The organism is Peptoniphilus mikwangii (assembly GCF_000468535.1).
Lineage (GTDB): Bacteria > Bacillota > Clostridia > Tissierellales > Peptoniphilaceae > Anaerosphaera > Anaerosphaera mikwangii.
Map to the genome: position 1 here is coordinate 257,404 of NZ_AUQY01000002.1, position 24,550 is coordinate 281,953.

Sequence of the window (24,550 nt, forward strand, 5' to 3'; positions counted from 1 at the left end):
GTATAAAGTTATTCTATCTCTTTTAAAAAAATAAGTCAAGATAAATAGAACTATCAAACTATGATAGTTCTTCGTTTTGCAATATTACACTTTTACCGTTTTTAATTTCTACGGTATACGAAATATCACAAATTTGAGATAAATGAGAATTGTGTGTTACCATTATAATTTGTCGCCTAAACATGGATGAAGCTTGTCTTAAAAATTCTCCAAGATTAAATATATAATCATTGCTCACATGTTTGCCAGGTTCATCTAATATGATCGGTCCTTTGATTTCAGGTTTATATAATTGAATAAAGGCAATTCTTAAAGCGATAGAAATTATATCAACAACGCCTCCTCCACGTGATAACTCAGGTTTGGTTTTAACTTTATATTCATCATAATTAGATAATACATAAAATTCCGCTTGAGGTATTTTACCATTTTCTGTAATTTCAATAATAAATTCAATATCCGTTTCAAAGACAAATTGTAAACACTTAGTTACTAATTCTTCTATTTGTTTTCGCGCTTGATTTCTTCCATAGCTTGATGTTTTTTGAAATAAAATTATTACCTTACTTAATATATCGTCATATTCAATTAAACTTTTTATTTCAGAATTTATATCTGACAAGTTATTGTTTAATATTTCTAATTTTCCTTTATCTATATTTAAATTTTTTTCAATACGATTAATTTTAGATTCTAATATATTTAAATCCATATCAGTCCCTCGGAATTAATTCATTTGCTTTTTTAAATAAATCATCTATTTCATTTTTTAATTTTTCAATTTCTTCATCTAAATGTTCGGGCTCTATTCCATGTGATTTAATTTCTTTTATTATTTCTTCTTTTTGAACATTTAATTGCTCAAGTTTTGCTTCAGCTTTATATTTAAGATTTTTAGCTTTTTCAAGTTCTTCTTTTAATTTATTTAAGTTATATTCATAATTCATAAATTACTCCTTATAATGTTTTCGTATATGATTTATTATATTTTCATCAATTTCACTATAACAAAATGGACAGTATCCTAAATTCAAAATATTTTTTTCATATTCAAAATATTTTTCTTTAATATCATCGCTTAAAGTATTCAAATGTTCTTCTAACTTATTTATATCATAAGATATTTTTTTATTTGATACGCTAAGCCTTTCAAATAAAAAAATACAATCTATTTTAGGAACTAAATTTTTATAAATAGTTTCTAATTTATCGATATATTTAAGATTATCAATAAATTTTACACCTTCATCTATTCTATTGGAAATATCAAGAAATTCATTTTTTATAGAAATATTATTAAAATAATCATGTAATAAGTTATTCAAAATGTCATATTTAAGTGAAAGTTCATTTAAATGTTTATACTTATTTAAGCATTTAATGTTTTCATTTATTTCATAATTATAAAAGTTCAAATTTTTATAAAAATTTGAATAAGTATTATATTTAAATAATATTATCTCTATATTTGACAGCAAATTATATAGAAGATCTAAATTTTTATATTTACTATTTTCCTCTCTAAGTTTTTCGAGTTCATTGTTATTAAATTCATATTTATTTTTTAATTCTATTAATTTATTCAGCCTAGTCTTGCTATAAGTTATTATTTCTTTAATTTCAATAAGGGTATTTAATAAAACTTCAGTTTCTTTTAAATAATCAAATTTTAGAATTTTAGCTTCTATTATTTCTTTTTTTGACTTTAAATATTTTATGTCTGATGCTATTTGTTTATTATCTCTAATTGTTTCTCTTAGAGCATCATCAATATAATTCACCCCTATAATTCTTCCTATTGCACTAGCTCTGACTGATGTTTTTTCGTTTAAAAGAAATGGACCATCTAATTGTTCCGCAATATTTATTATGCTATTTAATGAATTATCTAAATTAATTTTTGACATTCCAATTTCTGTTATTATTTCTTTTGGAACAGTTAATCCAAAACCGTCAAAATTAAATTCTTCTAAATTTGATTTTTTTAAATAATACGTGTTTTTAGAATTAGAACGATATCTTTTTACGACAGCTCCTGTATTAAAATATATAGTTACTGAAGTTTCTTTTTCGCCTTCTCTTATGAAATAATTTCCTGATGGTTCATTATATAAAGCCCATTTAATAGCTCTTAATATTGCTGTTTTTCCACTGTCTGAATTACCTAAAATTACATTTAAGCCTCTGTGAAAATCAATTACAGTATTTTCGTGAGATTGGAAATTTATAAGCTCAACTTTAGTTATGAAAATCACGAAAAATCAGCTCCTTTAATTTGAATATTTTGAATTCTTTTTATAGCTTCCATTTTTATATTATCATCTATAGATTCATTAGTTGCTATTTTAATTAAAATTTCATATATATCTAAATTATTAAGTTCTGTAGATGAATCTATTATTTCTTTAAATTCATAAATTTGGTTTTGCTTAAATTTATGTCTTTCCATTTCACTTCTATCCAAGACTAAATTTCCATCTAACGCATTTTTTAAATAAATATCTTTTATGCTTATCTTATCATTTAGTTCAATTATAACAACTTTAGGTTTTCTTTTAATTTCTTCTTGACTGTTTGAAATTCTCACTATAGAACCAGGATTTACAAAATATTTGCCATTTATTTCTGTTGTTTTAAAGCCATAATGATAATGAGCTCCTAAAGTTATATCAGCAAATGTACTTGAAATTTCACTAATTAGTGTGTGGGGAATATTTTTTATAAATGGTCTATCAATTAAAAAACCATGTGTCATATGAATCATGTAATCAGCTTCAGGATTTTTTTCTAATACTAAATAATTACTTTTATTTATATCATCATCCATTCCAAATGTATATGGGTATGCTGTAAGTTGAACCGATATATCTTTTTTTAATATAATTTTTTTATCGTTTACAAGATTTAAAATTCCTAAATTACATAATAATCCAAGCATTGTTCTATTTAAAGTTTTAGGATTATGTCCAAAAATATCATGATTACCACTTACTATATAAATAGGTACATTAAATTTTTGAAATATTTTCGAAAAATCGGACACAACTGAAATAGAAGTGTCCGGCCTGTCAAAAAGATCCCCTCCATGAAGTATATAATCTACGTTTTCTTCAATACTGATATTTACTACTTCATTTAATTTAGTTTTTAATGTTTCAAAGAAATTATCGGTTCTATTAATTGGATTAGTAGCTCTTAAATGAGTATCTGTAAAATATAAAAACTTCATAATTATTATACCTTATTTATTTTCTTCTGAACTCTCAATGTTGTCAGATTTATTTAAATTATATTTATCTTTAATTTTCATTTCAATTTCTCTTGATATATCAGGATTTGCAAGTAAAAATTCTTTAGCATTTTCTCTGCCTTGTCCTAATCTGTGTTCTCCATAGCTATACCAAGCACCAGATTTTGTTACTACATCAGTTTGTACACCGACATCTATTAAAGTTCCTTCTTTAGAAATTCCCTTACCGTACATAATATCAAATTCAGCTTGTTTAAAAGGTGGAGCAACTTTATTTTTAACAACTTTTACTCTTACTCTATTTCCTACAATTTCTTCCCCTAATTTTAAATTTTCTACTTTTCTTATTTCAAGTCTTATTGAGGAATAAAATTTTAAAGCACGGCCTCCTGTTGTTGTTTCAGGATTGCCGAACATTACACCAACTTTTTCTCTTAATTGATTTATAAATACTACAGAAGCTTTAGATTTGTTAATTGCACCTGTTAATTTTCTGAGTGCTTGAGACATAAGTCTAGCTTGAAGACCTATATGACTATCGCCCATTTCTCCTTCAATTTCAGCTTTAGGAACTAAAGCTGCAACAGAATCTACAATAACTATATCAACAGCATTGCTTCTTACTAATGACTCTATAATTTCAAGAGCTTGCTCACCTGTATCAGGTTGTGAAACGATTAAATTTTCAACGTCAACTCCTAAATTTTTTGCATAACTCGGATCTAATGCATGTTCTGCATCTATAAAGGCACCTATACCACCCATTTTTTGTGATTCTGCCAATATATGAAGAGCTAATGTTGTTTTTCCGGAAGATTCAGGTCCATATACTTCGATTATTCTACCTTTTGGAATCCCTCCAACACCTAAAGATAAATCTAATGCCAAAGAGCCTGTAGGGATAGTTTCTATATCTAGCTTACTGTCAGCTCCCAGTTTCATTATAGAACCCTTACCATATTGCTTTTCAATTTGAGAAATAGCAAGTTCAAGTGCTTTCTTTTTTTCGATATCCATATATTACCTCCATTAAATATTAAATAATACGTGTTGAAGAATTGTATTAGCTGTTCTTTCTTGAATTTCATTTCTACTTCCAGTAAAATAATATTTTTTTATTTCATAATAATTTTTAAAGTAGTAGCAAACAAATATTAGTCCTACTTCTTTTTCAGAAGATATAGGTCCCGCTTCACCTGTAACTGACACAGATATATCGCTAAAGCCAATATCTTTTAAACCGTTAGCCATTTCGTATGCAACTTCAGGGCTTACTGCACCATATTTATTCAAAGTTTTCTCATTTACATTTAATAATTTAATTTTCGATTCATTAGAATATGTTACTATTGAATTTTTTAAAATTTTTGATGAATTTGGTACACTAGTTATTTTAGAAGCTAATAATCCCCCTGTTACAGATTCGGCAAAACTTATAGTTAATTTTTTTTCTGTCAGTTTTTTTACTATAGATTCACTAATACTCGCATTATCTTCTGCATATAAATACCCTTCAAATACTTCATATAATTTTTTTACTATACTATCGATTTTTCGTTGTAATTGTTTTGTATCAGTACCTTCAGCTATGATTTTTATTTCTGTATCATAAAATTTTGCAAATGTATTTATGGAAATATTATGCTCTTCAAGATTTAATTTTCTTAATATATCTTCTACTCGGGACTCTCCTATGCCGGCTATATTTACAGATTTTACTATAATTTGATTATTTTCATTTATAAAATTTTTTAAATAGAAATCTATCATTGGCTCAAATTCTCTTGGAGGTCCAGGTAATAAAAATATTTTTTTATTGTTGTAATTAATTACCTCGCCGGGTGCTACTCCCCATTTGTTATCTAAAACAACAGCTTCATCAATTACTATAATTTGTTTTTTGTTGTTAGCAGTCATTTCTCTGCCCATAATTTTAAATTTATCTATTAATTTTTTATATTGAACTTCATCTACTATGCAAGAACGCCCTAAAACATTTGACAAAACCTCTTTAGTTATATCATCATTTGTGGGTCCAAGTCCTCCACATAAAAAAAGTAAATCAACTTTATTAAGCAGTTCATTTATTACTTCACTAAGCTCAATAGCATTATCTCTTACGGAAACATGATAACTTACGTGAACTCCAAATTCTGAAAGCCTTTTTGATAAAAATTTAGAATTAGTGTTTAAAATACTTCCTATCAAAATTTCTGTTCCTATAGTTATGATACCAGCCTTCATATTATTCTCCTAAATATTTTCTAAATCTAATACTTTAATATTTTTTATAAAATAATCAATTCCAGATAAAATAGTAAAAAATACTGCAAAATAAAAAATATATAACCCGGTTTTATATAATGAAGTTATATTTGTCAATAAAACAATTATTGCTATAAGTTGAGAAACTGTTTTTATTTTTCCAAGTTTACTTGCTGCAATTGTTATATTTTCAGAAGCGGCAATTATTCTAAATCCTGTAACTGCAAATTCTCTTGAGATTATAACAATAACACCCCAAGCGGGAATATCTCCAATACTTGTAAGGCAAATTAACGCAGAACAAACAAGTATTTTATCTGCAAGTGGATCGGCAAATTTCCCGAAATTTGTTACTAATTTATTTTTTCTCGCTATATATCCATCAAGAAAATCTGTAAAAGAAGCTATTGCAAATACAATTGTTGCAATTACTCTTGCACCCTCAAAATTCATATACATCAAAAACACAAAAATTGGAACCAATAAAATTCTAATAAATGTTAATTTATTTGGCAAATTCATATTGCATCTCCTATTAAATCATATTCTAAATAATCTGTTATTTTTACATTATAGAAAGATCCTATTTTCAAATTATTTTTACTTTTAACATAAACCACTCCATCAATTTCCGGAGCATCCATATAAGATCTTCCCACATAAGTTTCATTATCTGCTATTTCTTCTATTAAAACTTCTAATATATTTCCTATATTTGAGGACAATTTATTCTCAGAAATACTAATTTGAGTTGACATAAGTATATCTAATCGTTCTTGTTTAACATTTTCTTGTATTTGATTATTCATATTAAAAGCAGGAGTATCTTCCTCTCTTGAATAAATAAAAGCTCCCAATTTGTCAAATTTATTTTCTTCAATAAATTCGTTTAATTCATTGAAATCAGAATTTTCTTCTCCAGGAAATCCAACTATAAAAGTAGTTCTAATTATTATATTAGGTATATTATTTCTAAGTTTAAATAGAAGTTCACTTATATTATTTCTATTTGTTTTTCTATTCATTTTAGAAAGGATATTATCGCTGATATGTTGTAAAGGTATATCAACATAGTTTAAAAGCTTATCATTATTTTTAAATTCATCAATTAATTCGTCTGTAAAATTATCAGGATATAAATACATAAGTCTTATCCACTTTAAATCTTTTATTTCAGACAATTTTTTAACTAAATCTTTAAGCTTATATTCTTTATAGTTATCTATACCATAATCAGTCGTATTTTGAGCAATTAAAATTACTTCTCTTGTACCGTTATTTACCAAATATTTAACTTCATCATAAATATCTTCTATTTTTCTAGATCTATTTCTTCCACGAAGCTTAGGTATTATGCAATAAGTACAATTATTATTACATCCTTCTGATATTTTTACATACTCAGTAACCGAAACTTTAGATTTTTTAATTCCCTCAATATATTTATCATTTATATTATCAACTTTTACTATTCTTTCTCCATTAAATGCACTATCTAATATATTATTTATATTTATAATGTTTCCTGTTCCTAATATTGCATCTACTTCAGGAATTTCTTCCATCAATTCTTTGGAATATCTTTGTGCAAGGCAACCTGCAAGAATTAATTTTTTACATTTTCCTACATCTTTATATTTTGCAGCTTCTATGATAGTATCTACAGATTCCTCTTTAGCCACATCTATAAATCCGCAAGTGTTTATAATAATTACATTAGCATCATTTACATTATTTGTTATAATATATTTTTTTGAGTCTAATATAGATTGCATTTGTGAAGTATCAACTTCATTTTTTGAACAGCCTAATGTTATAAAATGTATGCTATTCATTATTTTCCCCCAATAAATTTGAAATTTCTTCTTCGCTAAGTAGTAGTTTTCTAGGTCTAGATCCTTCATGTGGACCAAGAATACCAGACTCTTCCATTTGATCTACAATTCTGGCTGCTCTAGAATATCCTATTTTTAATTTTCGTTGTAAAAATGATATAGAAGCTTGTTCATCTGCTACTATAAATTTCAACGCATCATTAAAAAGAGGATCTCTATCATTACTTAATTTTTCTCTTTTTTCTTCAATTTCTTTATTTATTTTTTCTTCGAAATCATTTTTTATGGTTGAATTTGCAATTATAAAATCAACAACAGATTCAACTTCTTCATCACTAATAAATGAACCTTGAATTCTAACCGGTTTTGAGTAGAATCCAGGATAGAAAAGCATATCTCCTTTTCCGAGAAGTTTTTCAGCTCCAGCCATATCCAAAATAGTTCTTGAATCTATTGCTGATGATACTGAAAAAGCAATTCTTGATGGAATATTAGCTTTTATAGTACCTGTTATTACATCAACGGATGGCCTTTGAGTTGCAATTATTAAATAAATTCCCGCTGCTCTTGCCATTTGTGCAAGTCTTGCTATATAATCTTCAACTTCTCCTTGAGCAACCATCATCAAATCTGCTAATTCATCAACTATAACAACGATTTTAGGAAGTCTTTCATCTTCATTTCCGATTTTTTCTATTTTTTTATTATATGAAGTTAAATCTCTAACAGAATTTTCTGCAAATAATTTATATCTTTTTTCCATCTCTCCAACAGCCCAATTTAGAGCGAATGCAGCCTTTTTAGGGTCTGTTACAACAGGTATTAGAAGATGAGGTATTCCATTATACACACTGAGTTCAACAACTTTAGGATCTATTAAAAGTAGTCTGACATCTTTTGGAGAAGATTTATAAAGTATATTTGTTATAATAGTATTTATACATACGGATTTTCCAGATCCTGTTGCTCCTGCAATTAAAAGATGTGGCATTTTATCAATTGATGACATTACTATTGAACCGGAAACATCTTTACCCAGCGCAAGTGGCAAATTTGAATTTAACCTTTTAAACTCACTGCTTTGAATTATTTCTCTTACCGTAACTGATTCTTTAGTTTTATTAGGTACCTCAATACCAACAGCTGACTTACCGGGAATCGGAGCTTCTATTCTTATATCAGGGCTTGCAAGACTCATTGAAAGATTATCATTTAATGCTACTATCTTACTAAGTTTAACCCCTGGAGCTGGCTCTAATTCATAACAAGTTATTACGGGACCTCTATTAATTGCAACAATTTTTGAATCTATTCCAAAATTTTCCATTGTTTGTTCTATAATTCTTCCGTTCTTTATTATTTCTTGATTTGAAATAGAAGATTTTTCAGAAGATTTTTTTAAAAGCTCTATTGGAGGAAATATATAATTATCCTCTTTTTGATCTTTTCTTATATTTTTCTCAAATTTATTTAATTCTATTTCATCTGATTCATTTCTATTTAAATTAATATTTTTGCCAGCTGTCTTTTTTTCTAAAATATTTTTTTCATCATTTAAATAATTTTCTTCTAAAATATTTTTGTTAACATCATTATCTGCAATAATATTTTCTGAATCAAACTCATTTATATCTTTTTCTTCTGAAACATTTTCTATCAGTTTTTTTAAATTTTTATTTATAGTTTTTTTATTTTTATTTAAATTTGATTTTTTAGAAAATAATTTAGTAATCATAGTAAATAATGATTTATTTTTACCGATAGAAATTAAATTATATTTAACTAATAAATATATATTAATAATAATTATGCTTATTAAAAAAGCATAAGTTCCTATTGAACCAAATAACTTATACAAAAAGAATCCTAATATAGATCCTATTACTCCACCTGATGTAGCTATATCTAAAAATTCAATAGATAAATTTATTCTATCAATTAAAGTCAAATCTGATGATTTAGTTCCATCCAAAAAAACTAAGATACAGAGAAGAATTATAATAGATGAAATAATATATTTTTTAAAATTTTTCTTTAATTTATTAATATTATAAATAAAACCTAAAAAAATAAAAATTAATGGAAATAAAAAGTTTCCTGTCCCACCTAAAAACGAAAAAAGTTTATATAATAAGCTTCCAACTAATCCCATTTTATTACTAAATAAGCTTATTAAGGATATTATGCCAAGTATAATAAATCCAATACTCACAAGTTCGCCATAAAATATATTATTTTCAGATTTTTTTTTAACTTTTCTATTTGCCAAAATAACACCTCTTTATAATTATTATATCATAAAGGATAGTTTAAATTACTATTTAAAATAATTAATTTTAAACTCCAGTGTGTCCAAAACCTCCGGATTCCCTATCAGTTTCATTTAATTCATTAACTATATCAAGTTCAACTCTTTCGTATTTTATAATTACTAATTGGGCTATTCTATCTCCCGGATTTATAATTACATCTTCTTTCCCTAAATTTATAATTATAACTTTTATTTCTCCTCTATAATCACTATCTATTGTTCCTATACCGTTAGGAAGAGATAATCCTTTCTTTAGCGCTAATCCTGATCTTGCTCTTACTTGTGCTTCATATCCATTTGGTAATTCTATAAATAATCCGGTAGGTATTAAAGTTCTATCTAGGCTTTTAAGAACAATAGGTTCTTCAATATTTGCTTGTAAATCCATACCTGAAGATCCTTCGGTTTGGTACTTAGGAAGTTCATTCTTACTTTTATTTACAATTTTAATTTTCATTATATTCTCCTTAAAAAATCGGGATACTAAAATTTAAAAGTATCCCAATTTTATATTATTCTATAATTTGCTTTTCAATATCGTCATCATTTTTTAAAGTTGCGTCATTTTTAGAAGATTCTTCTTTAGGTAATAGTACTTTTCTCGATAATGACATCTTACCATCTTCATCAATTTCTATTACTTTTACTTTTACTATATCTCCTATCTTTAATATATCTTCAACTTTGTTTGTTCTCTCATGCTGTATTTCTGATATGTGAAGTAAAGCCTCTACACCTTTTTTCAATTCGACAAATGCTCCAAATTTCATTATTTTTTTAACTTTACCTTCAAATATATCTCCAACTTCAACTTCTTTTACGATAGATTCTATAATAGAAATTGCCTCTTTTGCTTTTTCTGAATTTTCTGAAAGTACGGATACCTTACCATCTTCATCTATATCTATTTTTACGCCCGTTTTTTCTATTATTTTATTTATCATTTTTCCGCCGGTTCCAATTACTTCTCCAATTTTTTCAGGATCAATAATTATTATGTGAATTATTGGTGCATAAGGTGATAACTCTTTTCTTGGCTCAGATATTGTAGTATTTAAATGTTCAAGAATTTCTAATCTTGCTTTTTTTGCTCTTTCAAGAGCTACAGCCAGAACTTCTTTGCTTATTCCTTCAACTTTTATATCCATTTGAATAGCAGTAATACCTTCTTTTGTTCCTGCAACTTTGAAATCCATATCACCAAAATGATCTTCAAGACCTTGAATATCAGTTAATATTTTGGTAATACCATTTTCTTCAATAAGACCCATGGCTATTCCGGCAACAGGTGCTTTTATTGGAACTCCAGCATCCATTAATGCAAGAGTTGAACCGCAAACTGAGGCTTGAGATGAAGAACCATTTGATGATAATACTTCAGAAACAACTCTTATTGCATAAGGAAATTCTTCTTCAGTTGGGATTACTGGTAATAATGCTTTTTCAGCTAATGCACCATGTCCTATTTCTCTTCTTCCGGGACCTCTCATAGGTTTCGTGTCCCCTACACTAAATGGGGGAAAATTATAATGATGAATATATCTTTTAGGTTTATCATCGCCCAATCCATCTATAACCTGAACATCAGAAAGTCCGGCAAGCGTTGCTATTGATAATACTTGAGTTTGTCCCCTTGTAAAAAGCCCGGATCCGTGTGTTCTTGGAAGAATACCGGTTTCAGAAGATAAATGTCTAATTTCATCAAGTTTTCTTCCATCAGGTCTAATTTCATCTTCGATTATTCCACGTCTAACTTCTGTAACCTCTATTTCTTCCATTATAATTTCTATATCTTTAGAAAATTCTTCCATTAATTCTTCGAAGTGTTTTCTTATATTCTCTTTTGCTTCTTCAACCTTTTCAATTCTGATGATTTTATCAGGTTCATTTATAGCATCTACTATCATAGATGTTCCATATTCTTTTACTTTAGTTTTTATTTCTTCATTAGGCTTGAATACTTCATATGAAGTTTTATCTTTTCCTACTTCTGCTTTAATTTGATCTACAAAATCACATATTTTTTTAATTTCTTCATGTGCCGTAAGTATAGCGTTAAGCATAGTTTCTTCGCTAACTATATTTGCGCCTGCTTCAACCATCATGATAGCTGTTTTAGTTCCAGAAACAACTAAATAAATGTCAGATTTTTCTCTTTCTGTTTCTGTAGGATTTACTATATATTTTCCATCCACATAACCAACTAAAACAGAACCTGTAGGACCATCAAAAGGGATGTCTGATATAGAAAGTGCTATTGAAGATCCTATCATCCCAACAATATCAGGTTGACAATCTTGATCAACAGATAATACAGTAGCAACAACTTGAACATCATTTCTATATCCTTCAGGGAAAAGTGGTCGTATAGGTCTGTCTATTAATCTAGATGACAAAATAGATTTTTCACTAGGTTTTCCTTCTCTTTTTATAAATCCACCAGGCATTTTCCCAACAGCATACATTTTTTCTTCAAAATCAACACTTAGAGGGAAAAAATCTATTCCATCTCTAGGAGTTTTAGATGCCGTTACTGTAACTAAAACTACAGTGTCTCCATATTCAACTAAACATGCACCATTTGCCTGTTCAGCTACTTTTCCTACAGTTACTTTTAAAGTTCTACCTGCTAGATCTAAGGTAAAAATTTTCTCCATTATTTTCTCCTTTTAAAAAATAAAGAGCGGCTCCTCCGCTCTTTTTATTAACCTCTGATTTGTAGCTTTTCTATTAATGAACGATATCTTTCAATATCTTTATTCTTTAAATATCTAAGAAGATTTCTTCTTTTACCTACCATTTTTAAAAGACCTCTTCTTGAATGGTGATCCTTCTTATGTTCCTTTAAATGTTCATTTAGCTCATTAATTCTTGTAGTTAAAATTGCAACTTGAACTTCAGGAGAACCTGTGTCCTTTTCATTCACCTTAAAACTATCAATAATTTTACTTTTTTCATCTTTGTTTAACATTTTTTATCCTCCGTTTTTTAATATATGCCAACACATAAGTAAGCGCCGAGGTACGACAAACACATGTGTGGTACTTTTATTATATTAACACATATATCATATATTGTAAACTAAATTCTATTTTTTACTTTATTTACATCTTCTTTTATTTTTTCAAATAATTCGTCTATATTTAAAAATTTAGATTCCGGTCTTAAAAATTTTAATAAAATTAAATCAACTGTTTCACCGTATATATTTTTATTAAAATTTAATATATGTGATTCTATTCTAAGTCCATTATTTTCTATTGTTGGATTTTTGCCTATGTTGGATGCAGCTTTGTATACTTTATTTTTTATTTTTATATCACTATCATAAACACCAAATTTAGGAATAACATAATTAGTGTCAATTTGTATATTTGCAGTGGGATATCCATTTTTAGTTCCTAAATTTTTCCCATGAATTATTTTTCCTGTGATTGTATAATTATAGCCTAAAAGTTTATTTGCCATTTCGATATTACCATCTTCTATAAAATTTCTTATAGTTGAAGAAGAAACTATTATACCATCAAAAATAACAGCATCAATTATAAAATTTTTAATATTATTTTTTAATGATAAATTTTTTAATAATTCAATATCTCCTTTAGCCATGTAACCAAACTTATAGTCATATCCCGCTACAATTCCTCTAGCCTTTAAGTTTTTATATAAAAATTTTTCGATGAATTCAACAGGAGATATTTTCATTATACTATCATCAAATATAATTTCATAAATAATATCAATTCCAATATTTCTTAACATCTCAAATTTCTGCTTATTTGATGTTAATAATCTTTGTTTTTTATTATATATAGTATCTTTAGTATGATTTTTAAAAATTAAAATACTACTTTTTAAATTTAACTTTTTGGATTCAGAAACTAATTTTAAAAGTAATTTTTTATGTGCCAAATGAACTCCATCAAAGTTCCCTAATGCTATTATAGATTCTTCAACAGCTTGATAATTTTCATCTATTTTTATTACCTGCATCTAATCACCCATCAACATTTTTTCCATTTTTATTCCATTAAAATCAAACGAATCAATGTATTTTCCGATTCCTATAAACTCATTTTTACAATATATTCTTAAAAGTTCATTATTTTTAAAATCTAATTTAGTTTTATACGGAACTCCATTAATTAATTTTTTATAAAAATTATCATTTATATTATAGTAGTTGTATTTATATAAAGCTTTATCAATAGGTATTATAAAATTTTCAATTTCTTCATTATCAAGAGATAAGAACTTATCTTCAGAAATTGAATTTTCTATAGTAAATTCTCCACTCTTAGTTCGTGTCAATTCTTCCATTGTAGCTAAAGAATTCAGAGAATATCCTATATCTCTTATTAAACTTCTAATATATGTTCCTGAAGAACATTTTATCTTTATATAATATGATTTATAATCCACTTGTTTTAATAATTCTATATTATAAACAGTAATTTTTCTTTTTTTTAATTCTATTGTTTTGCCTTGCCTTGCAAGTTCATAGAGTTTTTGACCATTTACTTTTATCGCAGAATACATAGGCGGAATTTGTTCTATATTTCCGATAAATGAATTTAAAATATTTTTAAATTCATTTATCGGAGGAATATAGTCAGTTTTTTTAATTGGCTCAGATGTAGAATCTAATGTGGCAGTTTCATATCCAAAACTAATTTTAGCTATATATTCTTTGGTATCTGACATTATATACTGCGATATTTTAGTAGCTTTTCCAATACACATGATAAGAACGCCTGTAGCTATAGGATCTAATGTTCCTGTATGACCTATTTTTTTTATTTTCATTTTTTTTCTTAAAATGTAAACTACATCATGAGATGAAATTCCCTTAGGTTTATTAAATATTAATATTCCGTTCATTTAATTCTCTTAAAGAAATTTTTATAATTTCTTCCTTTCTGTCAAAATATGGTAATTTAAGAGTTGCTCCGGCAGCTCTTATGTGTCCTCCACCATCAAAAGAACGTACAATTTTAGTTGCATCAACATATGATTTAGTTCTAATACTTATTCTTATTGAATCTTTTTTTATTTTGAATAGTATAGCAATTTCCACTCCGGATATATCTCTGATGAATTCGACTATACCTTCAGTATCAGAACTTTGAGCATTACAATTTTTAATCATAATGTCATCTACATATACAATTCCTATTTTACCATTAGAATACAACTCTAGGTTATTCATTGCGCTAATTAATAATCTGGTTTTTTCTATACTTCTGTTTTGGTATAAATTAACTGCAACTTTATTTATGTCTATCCCTATTTTAATTAATTCTGATGCAATTTTAAATGTAGATGGTCTAACATTATCATATTTGAAACTTCCGGTATCACTTGATATAGCCGTATAAATACAAAGCGCAATATTCTTATCTATTTTTACATTTAAGTTTTTGGCAAGTTCAAATAATATTTCTCCTGTAGCAGGAGCTAATGCATCTACTATGTTAACATCTGCATACATTGTATTTGTAGAATGATGATCTATATTTACAGTGTTTTTTGAACCATAAAATAGTACTTTTGCATTAGCTCCTATTCTATCTACATCAGCACTATCAAGTGTTATAAATAAATCGGCATCATTTTTCAAAGTATCACTTCTGACAATTTCACTCAAAAATGGTAAAAATTTAAATGTGTCAGGGACAATATCATCCTCTATAAGATATACTTCTTTACCTAATTTCTTTAAAATGCCATACATTCCAAGAATCGAACCGATATTATCTCCGTCAGGATTAATATGAGATGCTAAATAAATTTTACTTGAAGAATTTATAAGCTCCTTAAACTTAGCTGTTTCCATTATTAACCTCTTCTATTATTTTGGACATTTTCATTCCAATTTCTATAGAGTCATCCTTTACGAAAATAAGTTCGGGAATAGCTCTTATTTTCACTAATTTTGCAAGCTCTCTTTTTATAAAACCCTTAGCGCTATTTATTCCATTTATAGCTTCCTCAATTTTATTATCATCGCCAAGTATTGATATATATACTTTTGCAAATGATAAATCATTTGTAACATCAACATGAGAAATACTTATTATATCCGGAATTCTAGGATCTTTCAATTTATGCTGAACTATATCAGAAATAGCTCTTCTAACCTCTTCCGAAATTTGATGAGTTCTTTTATTATTCATTTAAACCACCTAATTTTTTTGAACTTCCTTTAAAATATAACACTCAAGGAAATCTCCTTCTTTAATATCATTAAATCCTTCTATTGCCAATCCACCTTCAAATCCTGTAGCGAGTTCCTTTACGTCATCTTTAAATCTTTTAAGTGATGATATTTCTCCTTCATGGATAACTATGTCATCCCTTAATACTTTTATCATAGATTTTCTAACAAGTTTTCCGTTTAATACATAAACTCCGGCAACTATTATGTTTCCTGGAAGTTTAAATATTTGTCTAACTTCACATCTTCCTTGAACCTCTTCAACAATATCAGGATCAAGCATACCTTTAACAGCAGCTTCAATATCATTTATAATATCGTAGATAACCCTATAAGTTCTAACATCTACTTCCTCCGACTTTGCAAGTTCAAGTGCATTAATGTTAGGTCTCACATTAAATCCAATTACTATTGCATTTGATGCCGATGCTAATGATATATCACTTTCATTAATTCCACCAGCTCCGGAATGTATTATATTTATTTTTACTTCTTCGTTAGTAAGCTTTAGAAGGGACTGATTAAGAGCTTCAACTGATCCTTTTACATCAGCTTTTACAACTACGTTTAATTCTTTCATCTCTCCTTCTTTTATTTTATCAAATAAATTTTCAAGAGATATTTTTGAATTAGCATTTATTCTAGTTTCTCTGATAGATTCTCTATTTTTATCCGCAATTGTTCTTGCCATTTTTTCATCTTCTACCGCATAAATTAAATCACCGGCATTAGGAACATCTGATAAGCCCAATATTACTGCAGGCATTGAAGGACCTGCTTTTTTAATATTTTTATTTTTATCATCTGTCATAGCTCTTATTCTTCCACTAGAAAATCCTGAAACTACATTGTCTCCAAAGTGAAGGGTTCCTTTTTGTATTAAAACTGTAGCCATAGGTCCTTTACCTTTATCAAGTTTTGCTTCTATTACTGTTCCTATAGCTTTTCTATTTGGATTAGCCTTTAATTCAAGCATTTCTGAAACTAATAAAATCATTTCAAGTAAATCATCAATTCCCTCTTTAGTCTTTGCAGATACCGGAACCATTATTACATCTCCGCCCCAATCTTCTGCCATAAGACCATTATCTAAAAGTTCTTGCTTTACTCTGTTTAAATTTGATTCAGGTTTATCTATTTTGTTAATCGCTACTATAATAGGTACATTGGCTGATTTAGCATGAGAAATAGCTTCAATAGTTTGTGGCATAACTCCATCATCTGCAGCAACAACTAAAATTGCAATATCTGTTATTTGAGCGCCCCTAAGTCTCATTGATGTAAATGCTTCATGTCCAGGCGTGTCTAAAAATGTTACCTTTTTATTGTTCACATTAACAGTATACGCCCCTATATGTTGGGTAATTCCGCCAGCTTCTGAAAGTTGAACATGAGATTTTTTTATTACATCTAATAGTGATGTTTTTCCATGGTCAACATGTCCCATTACTGTTACTACAGGAGGTCTTGATTTAAGTTGAGATTCCTTATCTTCGTAGTCAAGCCCAAATTTTTCTTCAATTGATATTTCTGCTTCAGGTTCTTCTATTTTAATTTCTATATTTAGATCATCAGCAACTAATAAGCATGTATCTTCATCTATCATTTCATTTTGACTAGCCATAATTCCAAGTCCAATCAATTTTGTTATTATTTGAGCTACAGAAACATTTAACTTTTCTGCAAAATCTTTAATTGTTATAGGAGCACTTATGCTAACTATACTACCATCTCCTGTCTTAATATCAGTTTTTTCTGATTTTTTCTGCGATTTATTTTTTTTCTTTATAGTTTTCTTTGTCAAATCTCTTTTAGGAAAAGATTTTTCTGAATCATCATATTTAGAATTTTGTATTTTATTATTATTTTTCTTTTTAGAGAATTTTTCATTAGAGTTAATATTTTTATTATCTTTGTTTAAATTTTTACCTGTTTTTTTATTAAAAGTTTCATCTTTTATAAAATTATCTTTATTTTGTTTATTTTTATTGAAATCATTTTTCTTAAATTCTTTTTTATTATTTTCTTTATTGTTAATATTTTTTTTATCAGACTTAAATTTGTTTAAATTTTTATCATTTTTTTGTTTATTTTGAAAATTATTTTTATCTTTATAATTTTGCTCTTTAGAAAAAGATTTTTCTGATTTTGTATCTTTTACCTGTTTATTTATATTTTCTTTTTCCAGATTCTTTGTTTTGTCATAAATACTTCTAATTTTAGCTTCATCTGTTTCTTCTATTGTTGACATATGATTTTTAACAATTACATTTAAAGAACTTAGCTTGTCTATTAATTCTTTACTACTTATTCCAATATCTTTTGCCAATGCATGTACTCTAATTTTTGACATTAGGCCACCTCCTTGAAATAAGGTACTACTGTTTTTTTATAGATTCTCTTAAATCATTATAAGTTTCATCATTTATCTCCACTTCAAATGCTCTATTCAAAGCTTTTGTTTTTATGGCTTTTTCAAGACACTCCATATCAAAACATATATAAGCACCTCTGCCGTTTTTCTTACCTGTTTTATCCAAAAATATTTCATTTTCTTTATTTTTAACAACTCTTATCAAATCTTTTTTAGGTTTATTTTCTCCACATCCTATACATTTTCGCATAGGTATTTTTTTTACCTTTACCATTGTTAACCCCAAAATATTAATAGTTAATTTTCTTCATAATAATCTTCTGATATTTCAGATACATACGAATAACCATATTTTTCTTTTAAATCTTCTTCATTGATTTTTTCGCAGTCCAAATATTCCTCAAATTGTGATACAGATTTAATATCTATTTTCCAATTTGTAAGTTTAGCCGCAAGCCTTGCGTTTTGTCCTTCTTTGCCAATAGCTAAAGATAATTGATAATCAGGAACTACTACTAATGCAGATTTTTCTTTTTCGTTTGCAAACACCTTTTCAACTTTTGAAGGACTTAATGCATTAGCTATAAATTTATCTATTTGTTTTTCATAAATTACAATATCAACTTTTTCATCATGTAATTCATCTACAATAGCTTTAACTCTGGAACCTTTATATCCAACACAAGCTCCAAGCGGATCTACATCTTCATTTCTAGAAAATACCGCTATTTTAGTTCTTGAACCTGCTTCTCTTGATATTGAATATACTTCAACAATACCTTCAGAAATTTCAGGAACCTCTAATTCAAATAATCTTTTAACAAGATTCGGGTGTGATCTTGATAATATTATTTGAGGTCCTTTTGTAGTCTTCTTTACTTCTAATAAAAGTAATTTAAGTCTATCTCCTTGTCGATATACTTCTCCTTTAATTTGTTCTGCAACGGGAAGTATAGCTTCTGTTTTACCAAGATCAAAATACACATTTCCATAAGAAACTCTTTGAACTTGCCCTGTAATTATTTCATTTTCTCTGTCTGTAAAATCTTCAAAAATTATATCTCTTTCAGCATCCTTTATTCTTTGTATAACAACTTGTTTAGCAGTTTGAGCTGCAATTCTTCCAAAATTAGCAGGCTTAATTTTTTCTGAATATACATCTCCCAATTCAAATTTAGCATCAATATCCTTTGCCTTAGAAATAGGTATTTGTAAATTTTCATCTTCAAAATCTACATCCGCAACAATATCTTTTAGTGCAAAAACATTTATTTCTCCACTATCTTTGTTGATATCAACCTGAACATTTTGTGATGTTCCAAAATTTTTTCTGTAACTTGAAACTAAAGCAGATTCTAAAGCTTCAAATATTACTTCTTTTGAAATCCCCTTTTCTTTTTCTAACTCATTTAATGCGCCTATAAATTCTTCGTTCATATTTTCCTCCATTAAAATTTAATACTTTGTCTCATAAGAGAAATTGATTTTATAGGTATTTCTATTTTTTCGTCTTCAACACTCAATATTATTATGCTTTCATCATAATTCTCAAGTATTCCCTCTATTAGTTTTTTACCGTCTAAAGGTGCATATAGTTTTACAGTAACCTCATTTCCGATATTTCTTCTATAATCATCTTTTGTTTTTAATGGTCTATCAAGTCCAGGTGATGATATTTCTAAATAATATGGTTTGTCAATTATATCTTCTTTGTCCAGTACACTTTCAATAATTCTACTCATATTAGTACAGTCGTTAATATCTATTCCTTCTTTTTTATAAATAAAAATTGAAAGTAAATCATGCTTATTACCGACTTGATATTCAACATCAACTATTTCATATCCCATTTCGTTAGAACATTCTTCTGCTATATTTTTTATTTTATCTATTAGATCATTTTTTTTCACAATGCACCCCCATTTGAAAAAAACAAGAGTGGACTAGTCCACTCTTAACAATTTCTATATCTTTCTTAAGAATTATAACATATTTATCAAAATAAATCAACTTTCAGATAATTTTAAAATAAATTAAATAGGCTCAATTGATTTGTTTGAGGAAATTCTTTTAGCAAATTATTGCTATTTAATATATCTATTACAGATTTTGTAGCCTTAGTTCTCTTAATTATATCTTCTATGGAAATAAATTCTCCTTTTTCTCTTTCTGAAACAATATTATCTGCAACGGTTTCACCAACTCCAAAAAATGCTCGTAGAGGCATTAAAACTTTATTATCATATATATCAAATTTTGATGCATTTGATTTATATATATCAACAGGAGCAAATTCAAATCCTCTTGCAAACATTTCAAGAACAACTTCTAAAACTGTTAATTCTCCTTTTTCTTTTGCCGATAATTTATCGTTACTATTATTCAAATCATTAATTCTTTCCTTAATAGCATTTACTCCCTTCATTATAAGCTCTCCGTTAAAATCTGCAAGTTTTATGGTAAAATATGTTGCATAATAAGCCAACGGATAATTAAGTTTATAATATGCTATTCTAAAAGAAAGCATTACATATGCAACAGCATGTGCTTTAGGGAACATATACTCTATTTTTTCACAAGAATCAATATACCAATTGGGAAGTGGAAGTGTATTCATGATTTTCTTTTGTTCATCAGAAAGTCCTTTACCCTTTCTAACTTTTTCCATAGTATCAAATGCCATTTTATTTTCAGCACCTGCTCTAATTAAATATAACATTATATCTTCTCTAGTGCATATTACATCTGATAATTTAGCTTTTCCTGCTTTTACCAATTCTTGAGCATTATTTGTCCAAACATTAGTTCCATGAGATAACCCTGAAATTCTAACTAATTCAGCAAAATTTTTAGGATGAGTTTCTATTAACATTTGTTTTACAAAGTTAGTTCCAAACTCAGGAATACCAAGCGTTCCTGTACTTGAAGAAAATATGTTTTCATTCAATTTCAATTCATCCGAACATGAAAATAAAGAAATTGTCTTTTCATCATCAAGTGGTATTTTTTGTGAATTCAATCCCGTAAAATCTTCTAACATTTTTATTATAGTAGGACCGTCGTGCCCAAGTATATCCAATTTTAATATTTTTCCGTGTATGAAATTATAATCAAAATGAGTTGTTATTACTCCTGATGATTTATCATCTGCGGGATATTGTATAGGTGTAAAGTCAAATATTTCTTTACTTTTAGGACAGATCATTACTCCTCCGGGATGTTGCCCTGAAGTTCTTTTTACTCCTATAGCTGCTTTAGCAATTCTATCAATTTCAACATTCGAAATGTTTTTATCTTCATAAAATTTCTTAACATATCCATAAGCTGTTTTTTCTGCAACTGTACCTATAGTTCCGGCTCTAAAAACATATCCTTCTCCAAATAACTCTTCTGTGTATTTATGAGCGGTAGGTTGATATTCTCCGGCAAAATTTAAATCTATATCCGGTTCTTTATCTCCATTAAACCCTAAAAAAACTTCAAAAGGTATATCATGTCCGTCTTTTTTCAGTTCACTTCCACAAACAGGACATATTTTATCCGGTAAGTCTATCCCTGAATCAACAGTTCCATTACTCATATCTTCAAAATATTTACAATTTGGACATATATAATGTGGAGGTAATGGGTTTACTTCAGTAATAGAACTCATTGTTGCAGCAAATGATGAGCCTACAGAACCTCTTGATCCGACTAAATAACCATCATCATTTGATTTTTTTACTAATTTTTGTGCTATTATATAAAGAACAGCATATCCATTTGATATTATAGAATTAAGCTCTCTATCTAATCTATTTTCTACTATTTCAGGAAGATTATCCCCATATATTTCATGAGCTTTCTCATAACATATCTTTCTTAGATCTGAATCTGCACCTTCGATTATGGGAGGGTATGTTCCATCCGGAATCGGTTTTATATCTTCGCATAAATTAGCAATCATATTTGTATTTCCAACAACAACCTCATAACTTTGATCTTTGCCTAGATATGAAAATTCTTCAAGCATTTCATCTGTAGTTCTAAAAAATAATTTCTGTGGTATATGCGCATTCTCTGGAGGTCTGCCAGTCTGACCGTTTAATATTACTCTTCTTGTTATATCATCTTTTTCATCTAAATAATAAACATCACCGGTTGCTACAACGGGAATATTTAATTCTTTACCTAAATCATATAATTTTTTATTAATAAATTTTAGTGTATCATAATCTTTTACTAAATTATTTTCTATATAATTTAAGTTATTTTCCAATGGCTGTATTTCTATATAATCATAATATCTTGCGATATTTCTTATATTTTCTTCTGATTCCATATTGAATACAGCTTTAAAAAGTTCTGATGAAGAATTTCCGCTTCCAACCAAAATGCCCTCTCTATATTTATTGATCAAACTCCTTGGAACTTTAGCAACTCTATTTACATAATTCATATGAGATTCACTAACTAGTTTATATAAATTTTTAAGTCCTACATCATTCTTCACCAACAAAGATATGGAACTTTCAAAAAGTATTGAACTGTCAATATCTTTTTTTAATTTATTAATATCGCAAAAAGTCTTTACTCCTAATTTTTTTAAAATATCCAGCATTTTAATAAATACTTCAGCCGTAGCTTCTGCATCATTTACAGCTCTATGTGCATTCACAAGGCTAACTCCAAGCTTTTTTGATAATGCAGTAAGATTAAATCTCTTAATGTCTTTTATAATTGCCCTGGCTAATGATAATGTATCAAGTACGGTGAAATTAAAGCTAAGATTATATTTAAGCATATCACGCCTTATAAAACTTATATCAAATCCTGCATTATGCGCTACTAAAACAGAATTTTTACAAAAATCATTAAAATCAACAATTACTTTATCAATTGTAGGCTCATCTTTTACAAAATCATTACTTATTCCTGTTAATTCCACAACTCTATCAGGTATTTTAATCATAGGATTAACTAATTGCGAAAATCTATCAACAATAACTCCATCAACTATCTTAACTGCTCCAATTTCTGTTATTTCATCAACTTGTGGAGAAAATCCTGTAGTTTCTATATCAAATACAACGAAAGAATTTGTGAAAGCAGCATCATTATAATTTTTAACTATATCTTCACAATTATCTACAAAATTACAATCTAACCCATATATAACTTTTAATCCATATTTTTTACCGCATTCCATAGCTTCAGGAAATCCTTGAACATCCGAAATATCAGTAATTGCAATTGAACTCATACCCCAATCAGATGCCCTTTTAGCAAATTCGTTAAATGAGCTTACTCCATTCATAGCACTCATTTTACTGTGAAGCTTAAGCTCAACTCTCTTTTCATTATTAGTATCTTGTTTGATATGTTTTTCTAAAACCTCTATATATTTAATAAATATATTTTCGCTCTTAGAATAAGAATCATATTGAATATCTCCTGTAATAAGTACATGACTACCTATGTTAATTTTAGATAAAAATTCATCAATTTTATCTTTAGTTAAAAATATTTTAGCTATATAAGAGGATGTATAATCTGTTATTGATAAACTTATTAAAAATTTATTATTTTTTGTTTCTCTTACATCAATTGAAAATACATCTACCTCTACGGTTACTTTTTTAAAGTACGAATTTAAAAATATGAGCTTTGTTACGCTGGATATATCTTTTTTTCCATAGCTATATTTATCATTTGAACTCATTTTTTGAGTTTCTGTTGGATTAGACGTTCTTTGAAGATCAATTTTTTGTGAAATTATTTTTTCTTGTTTTTGCATTGATGTAATAATTTCTTCTATTTTATCTTCAGAAGTATCTATTTCCAATTCAGTTTCTATAAAATTAAGTTTATACTCTCCAAATATTTTAAGTTTATCCTCTAATATATTCTTCAGTTCATTTTTAGTAATTAAATAATAAATATTTTTATCAAATACCTCAATGTTTATACATGACTCTTCTTTTTTTACATGAATTTTTAAATTATCAATCCAAACTTTTGCAGAAGGATTGTAGTTTATAATTTCATCTTTTATTAACGAAATTTCATCAGTATATTCTTTGGATAAAATATTATACTTATATATAATTTTTAATTTATTCAATTGATTTTTAATCTTATCTTCAATAATTTTTTTTAGTTCATCATCTAATTCTTCATAACTAGAAAAATTTATAAAAATTTCCAAATTTTTTTTATCAAGTAAAATTTTTTCTATTTTTATATTTTTTTTATACAAATTTTCGTCATCAATATCAAGCTTTTGCAAAAGTTCCTTAAAAGTAATCAATTATAT

21 protein-coding genes are annotated in these 24,550 nt (G+C 27.3%); all 21 read right to left on the minus strand.

The features are described from left to right. Positions 1-58: 58 nt before the first annotated feature. Complete coding sequence (locus M915_RS01625) at positions 59-712, minus strand: AAA family ATPase (protein ID WP_036728756.1); 654 nt, start codon at positions 710-712, stop codon at positions 59-61. A 1-nt stretch (position 713) separates the two neighbouring features. Further along, positions 714-947: a hypothetical protein gene (locus M915_RS01630; protein ID WP_009222228.1), complete on the minus strand. Its 234-nt coding sequence runs from the start codon at positions 945-947 to the stop codon at positions 714-716. Positions 948-950: 3 nt separating this feature from the next. Continuing rightward, positions 951-2,255: an AAA family ATPase gene (locus M915_RS01635; RefSeq protein WP_036728759.1), complete on the minus strand. Its 1,305-nt coding sequence runs from the start codon at positions 2,253-2,255 to the stop codon at positions 951-953. Next, entirely contained in the window at positions 2,252-3,229 is a 978-nt protein-coding gene (locus tag M915_RS01640; protein WP_036728763.1) for a metallophosphoesterase family protein, read from the minus strand. Before M915_RS01640 ends, M915_RS01635 begins: the two co-directional genes overlap by 4 nt. A 12-nt stretch (positions 3,230-3,241) precedes the next feature. Further along, complete coding sequence (gene recA, locus M915_RS01645) at positions 3,242-4,267, minus strand: recombinase RecA (protein WP_036728765.1); 1,026 nt, start codon at positions 4,265-4,267, stop codon at positions 3,242-3,244. A gap of 12 nt (positions 4,268-4,279) precedes the next feature. Continuing rightward, positions 4,280-5,494, minus strand: a complete 1,215-nt coding sequence (locus M915_RS01650; protein WP_036728768.1) for a competence/damage-inducible protein A — start codon at positions 5,492-5,494, stop codon at positions 4,280-4,282. Positions 5,495-5,503: 9 nt separating this feature from the next. After that, on the minus strand, positions 5,504-6,037 hold the full coding sequence (gene pgsA / locus M915_RS01655; protein WP_036728771.1) for a CDP-diacylglycerol--glycerol-3-phosphate 3-phosphatidyltransferase: 534 nt from the start codon (positions 6,035-6,037) through the stop codon (positions 5,504-5,506). Then, positions 6,034-7,350 (minus strand): 30S ribosomal protein S12 methylthiotransferase RimO, encoded by a 1,317-nt coding sequence (rimO, locus tag M915_RS01660; RefSeq protein WP_036728773.1) that lies wholly within the window; start codon positions 7,348-7,350, stop codon positions 6,034-6,036. Before rimO ends, pgsA begins: the two co-directional genes overlap by 4 nt. Further along, entirely contained in the window at positions 7,343-9,622 is a 2,280-nt protein-coding gene (locus tag M915_RS01665; RefSeq protein ID WP_051259767.1) for a DNA translocase FtsK, read from the minus strand. Before M915_RS01665 ends, rimO begins: the two co-directional genes overlap by 8 nt. A gap of 64 nt (positions 9,623-9,686) precedes the next feature. Continuing rightward, complete coding sequence (gene dut / locus M915_RS01670; RefSeq protein ID WP_009222218.1) at positions 9,687-10,118, minus strand: dUTP diphosphatase; 432 nt, start codon at positions 10,116-10,118, stop codon at positions 9,687-9,689. 55 nt (positions 10,119-10,173) lie between these two features. Continuing rightward, a complete protein-coding gene (locus M915_RS01675; RefSeq protein ID WP_036728777.1) occupies positions 10,174-12,318 on the minus strand; it encodes a polyribonucleotide nucleotidyltransferase in 2,145 nt (714 codons plus the stop codon). Positions 12,319-12,365: 47 nt separating this feature from the next. Then, positions 12,366-12,632, minus strand: coding sequence for a 30S ribosomal protein S15 (rpsO, locus tag M915_RS01680; protein WP_009222216.1), 267 nt, complete (start codon positions 12,630-12,632; stop codon positions 12,366-12,368). A gap of 110 nt (positions 12,633-12,742) precedes the next feature. Continuing rightward, a complete protein-coding gene (locus M915_RS01685; protein WP_009222215.1) occupies positions 12,743-13,657 on the minus strand; it encodes a bifunctional riboflavin kinase/FAD synthetase in 915 nt (304 codons plus the stop codon). Next, positions 13,658-14,545 (minus strand): tRNA pseudouridine(55) synthase TruB, encoded by an 888-nt coding sequence (gene truB / locus M915_RS01690; RefSeq protein ID WP_009222214.1) that lies wholly within the window; start codon positions 14,543-14,545, stop codon positions 13,658-13,660. After that, positions 14,523-15,500, minus strand: a complete 978-nt coding sequence (locus tag M915_RS01695; RefSeq protein WP_009222213.1) for a DHH family phosphoesterase — start codon at positions 15,498-15,500, stop codon at positions 14,523-14,525. The genes truB and M915_RS01695 overlap by 23 nt, the downstream gene beginning before the upstream one ends. Further along, positions 15,487-15,840 carry a 30S ribosome-binding factor RbfA gene (gene rbfA / locus M915_RS01700; RefSeq protein WP_036728781.1) on the minus strand — a complete coding sequence of 118 codons (354 nt, stop codon included), beginning with the start codon at positions 15,838-15,840 and terminating at the stop codon, positions 15,487-15,489. Before rbfA ends, M915_RS01695 begins: the two co-directional genes overlap by 14 nt. A gap of 9 nt (positions 15,841-15,849) precedes the next feature. Next, positions 15,850-18,234, minus strand: a complete 2,385-nt coding sequence (gene infB / locus M915_RS01705; RefSeq protein ID WP_036728784.1) for a translation initiation factor IF-2 — start codon at positions 18,232-18,234, stop codon at positions 15,850-15,852. Between the two features lie 25 nt (positions 18,235-18,259). Further along, entirely contained in the window at positions 18,260-18,529 is a 270-nt protein-coding gene (gene rnpM, locus M915_RS01710) for an RNase P modulator RnpM (protein ID WP_036728786.1), read from the minus strand. Positions 18,530-18,552: 23 nt separating this feature from the next. After that, positions 18,553-19,692: a transcription termination factor NusA gene (gene nusA, locus M915_RS01715; RefSeq protein WP_009222209.1), complete on the minus strand. Its 1,140-nt coding sequence runs from the start codon at positions 19,690-19,692 to the stop codon at positions 18,553-18,555. Positions 19,693-19,703: 11 nt separating this feature from the next. Further along, a complete protein-coding gene (locus M915_RS01720) occupies positions 19,704-20,165 on the minus strand; it encodes a ribosome maturation factor RimP (RefSeq protein WP_036728789.1) in 462 nt (153 codons plus the stop codon). Between the two features lie 113 nt (positions 20,166-20,278). Next, positions 20,279-24,544: a PolC-type DNA polymerase III gene (locus tag M915_RS01725; RefSeq protein ID WP_051259768.1), complete on the minus strand. Its 4,266-nt coding sequence runs from the start codon at positions 24,542-24,544 to the stop codon at positions 20,279-20,281. Positions 24,545-24,550 lie beyond the last annotated feature (6 nt).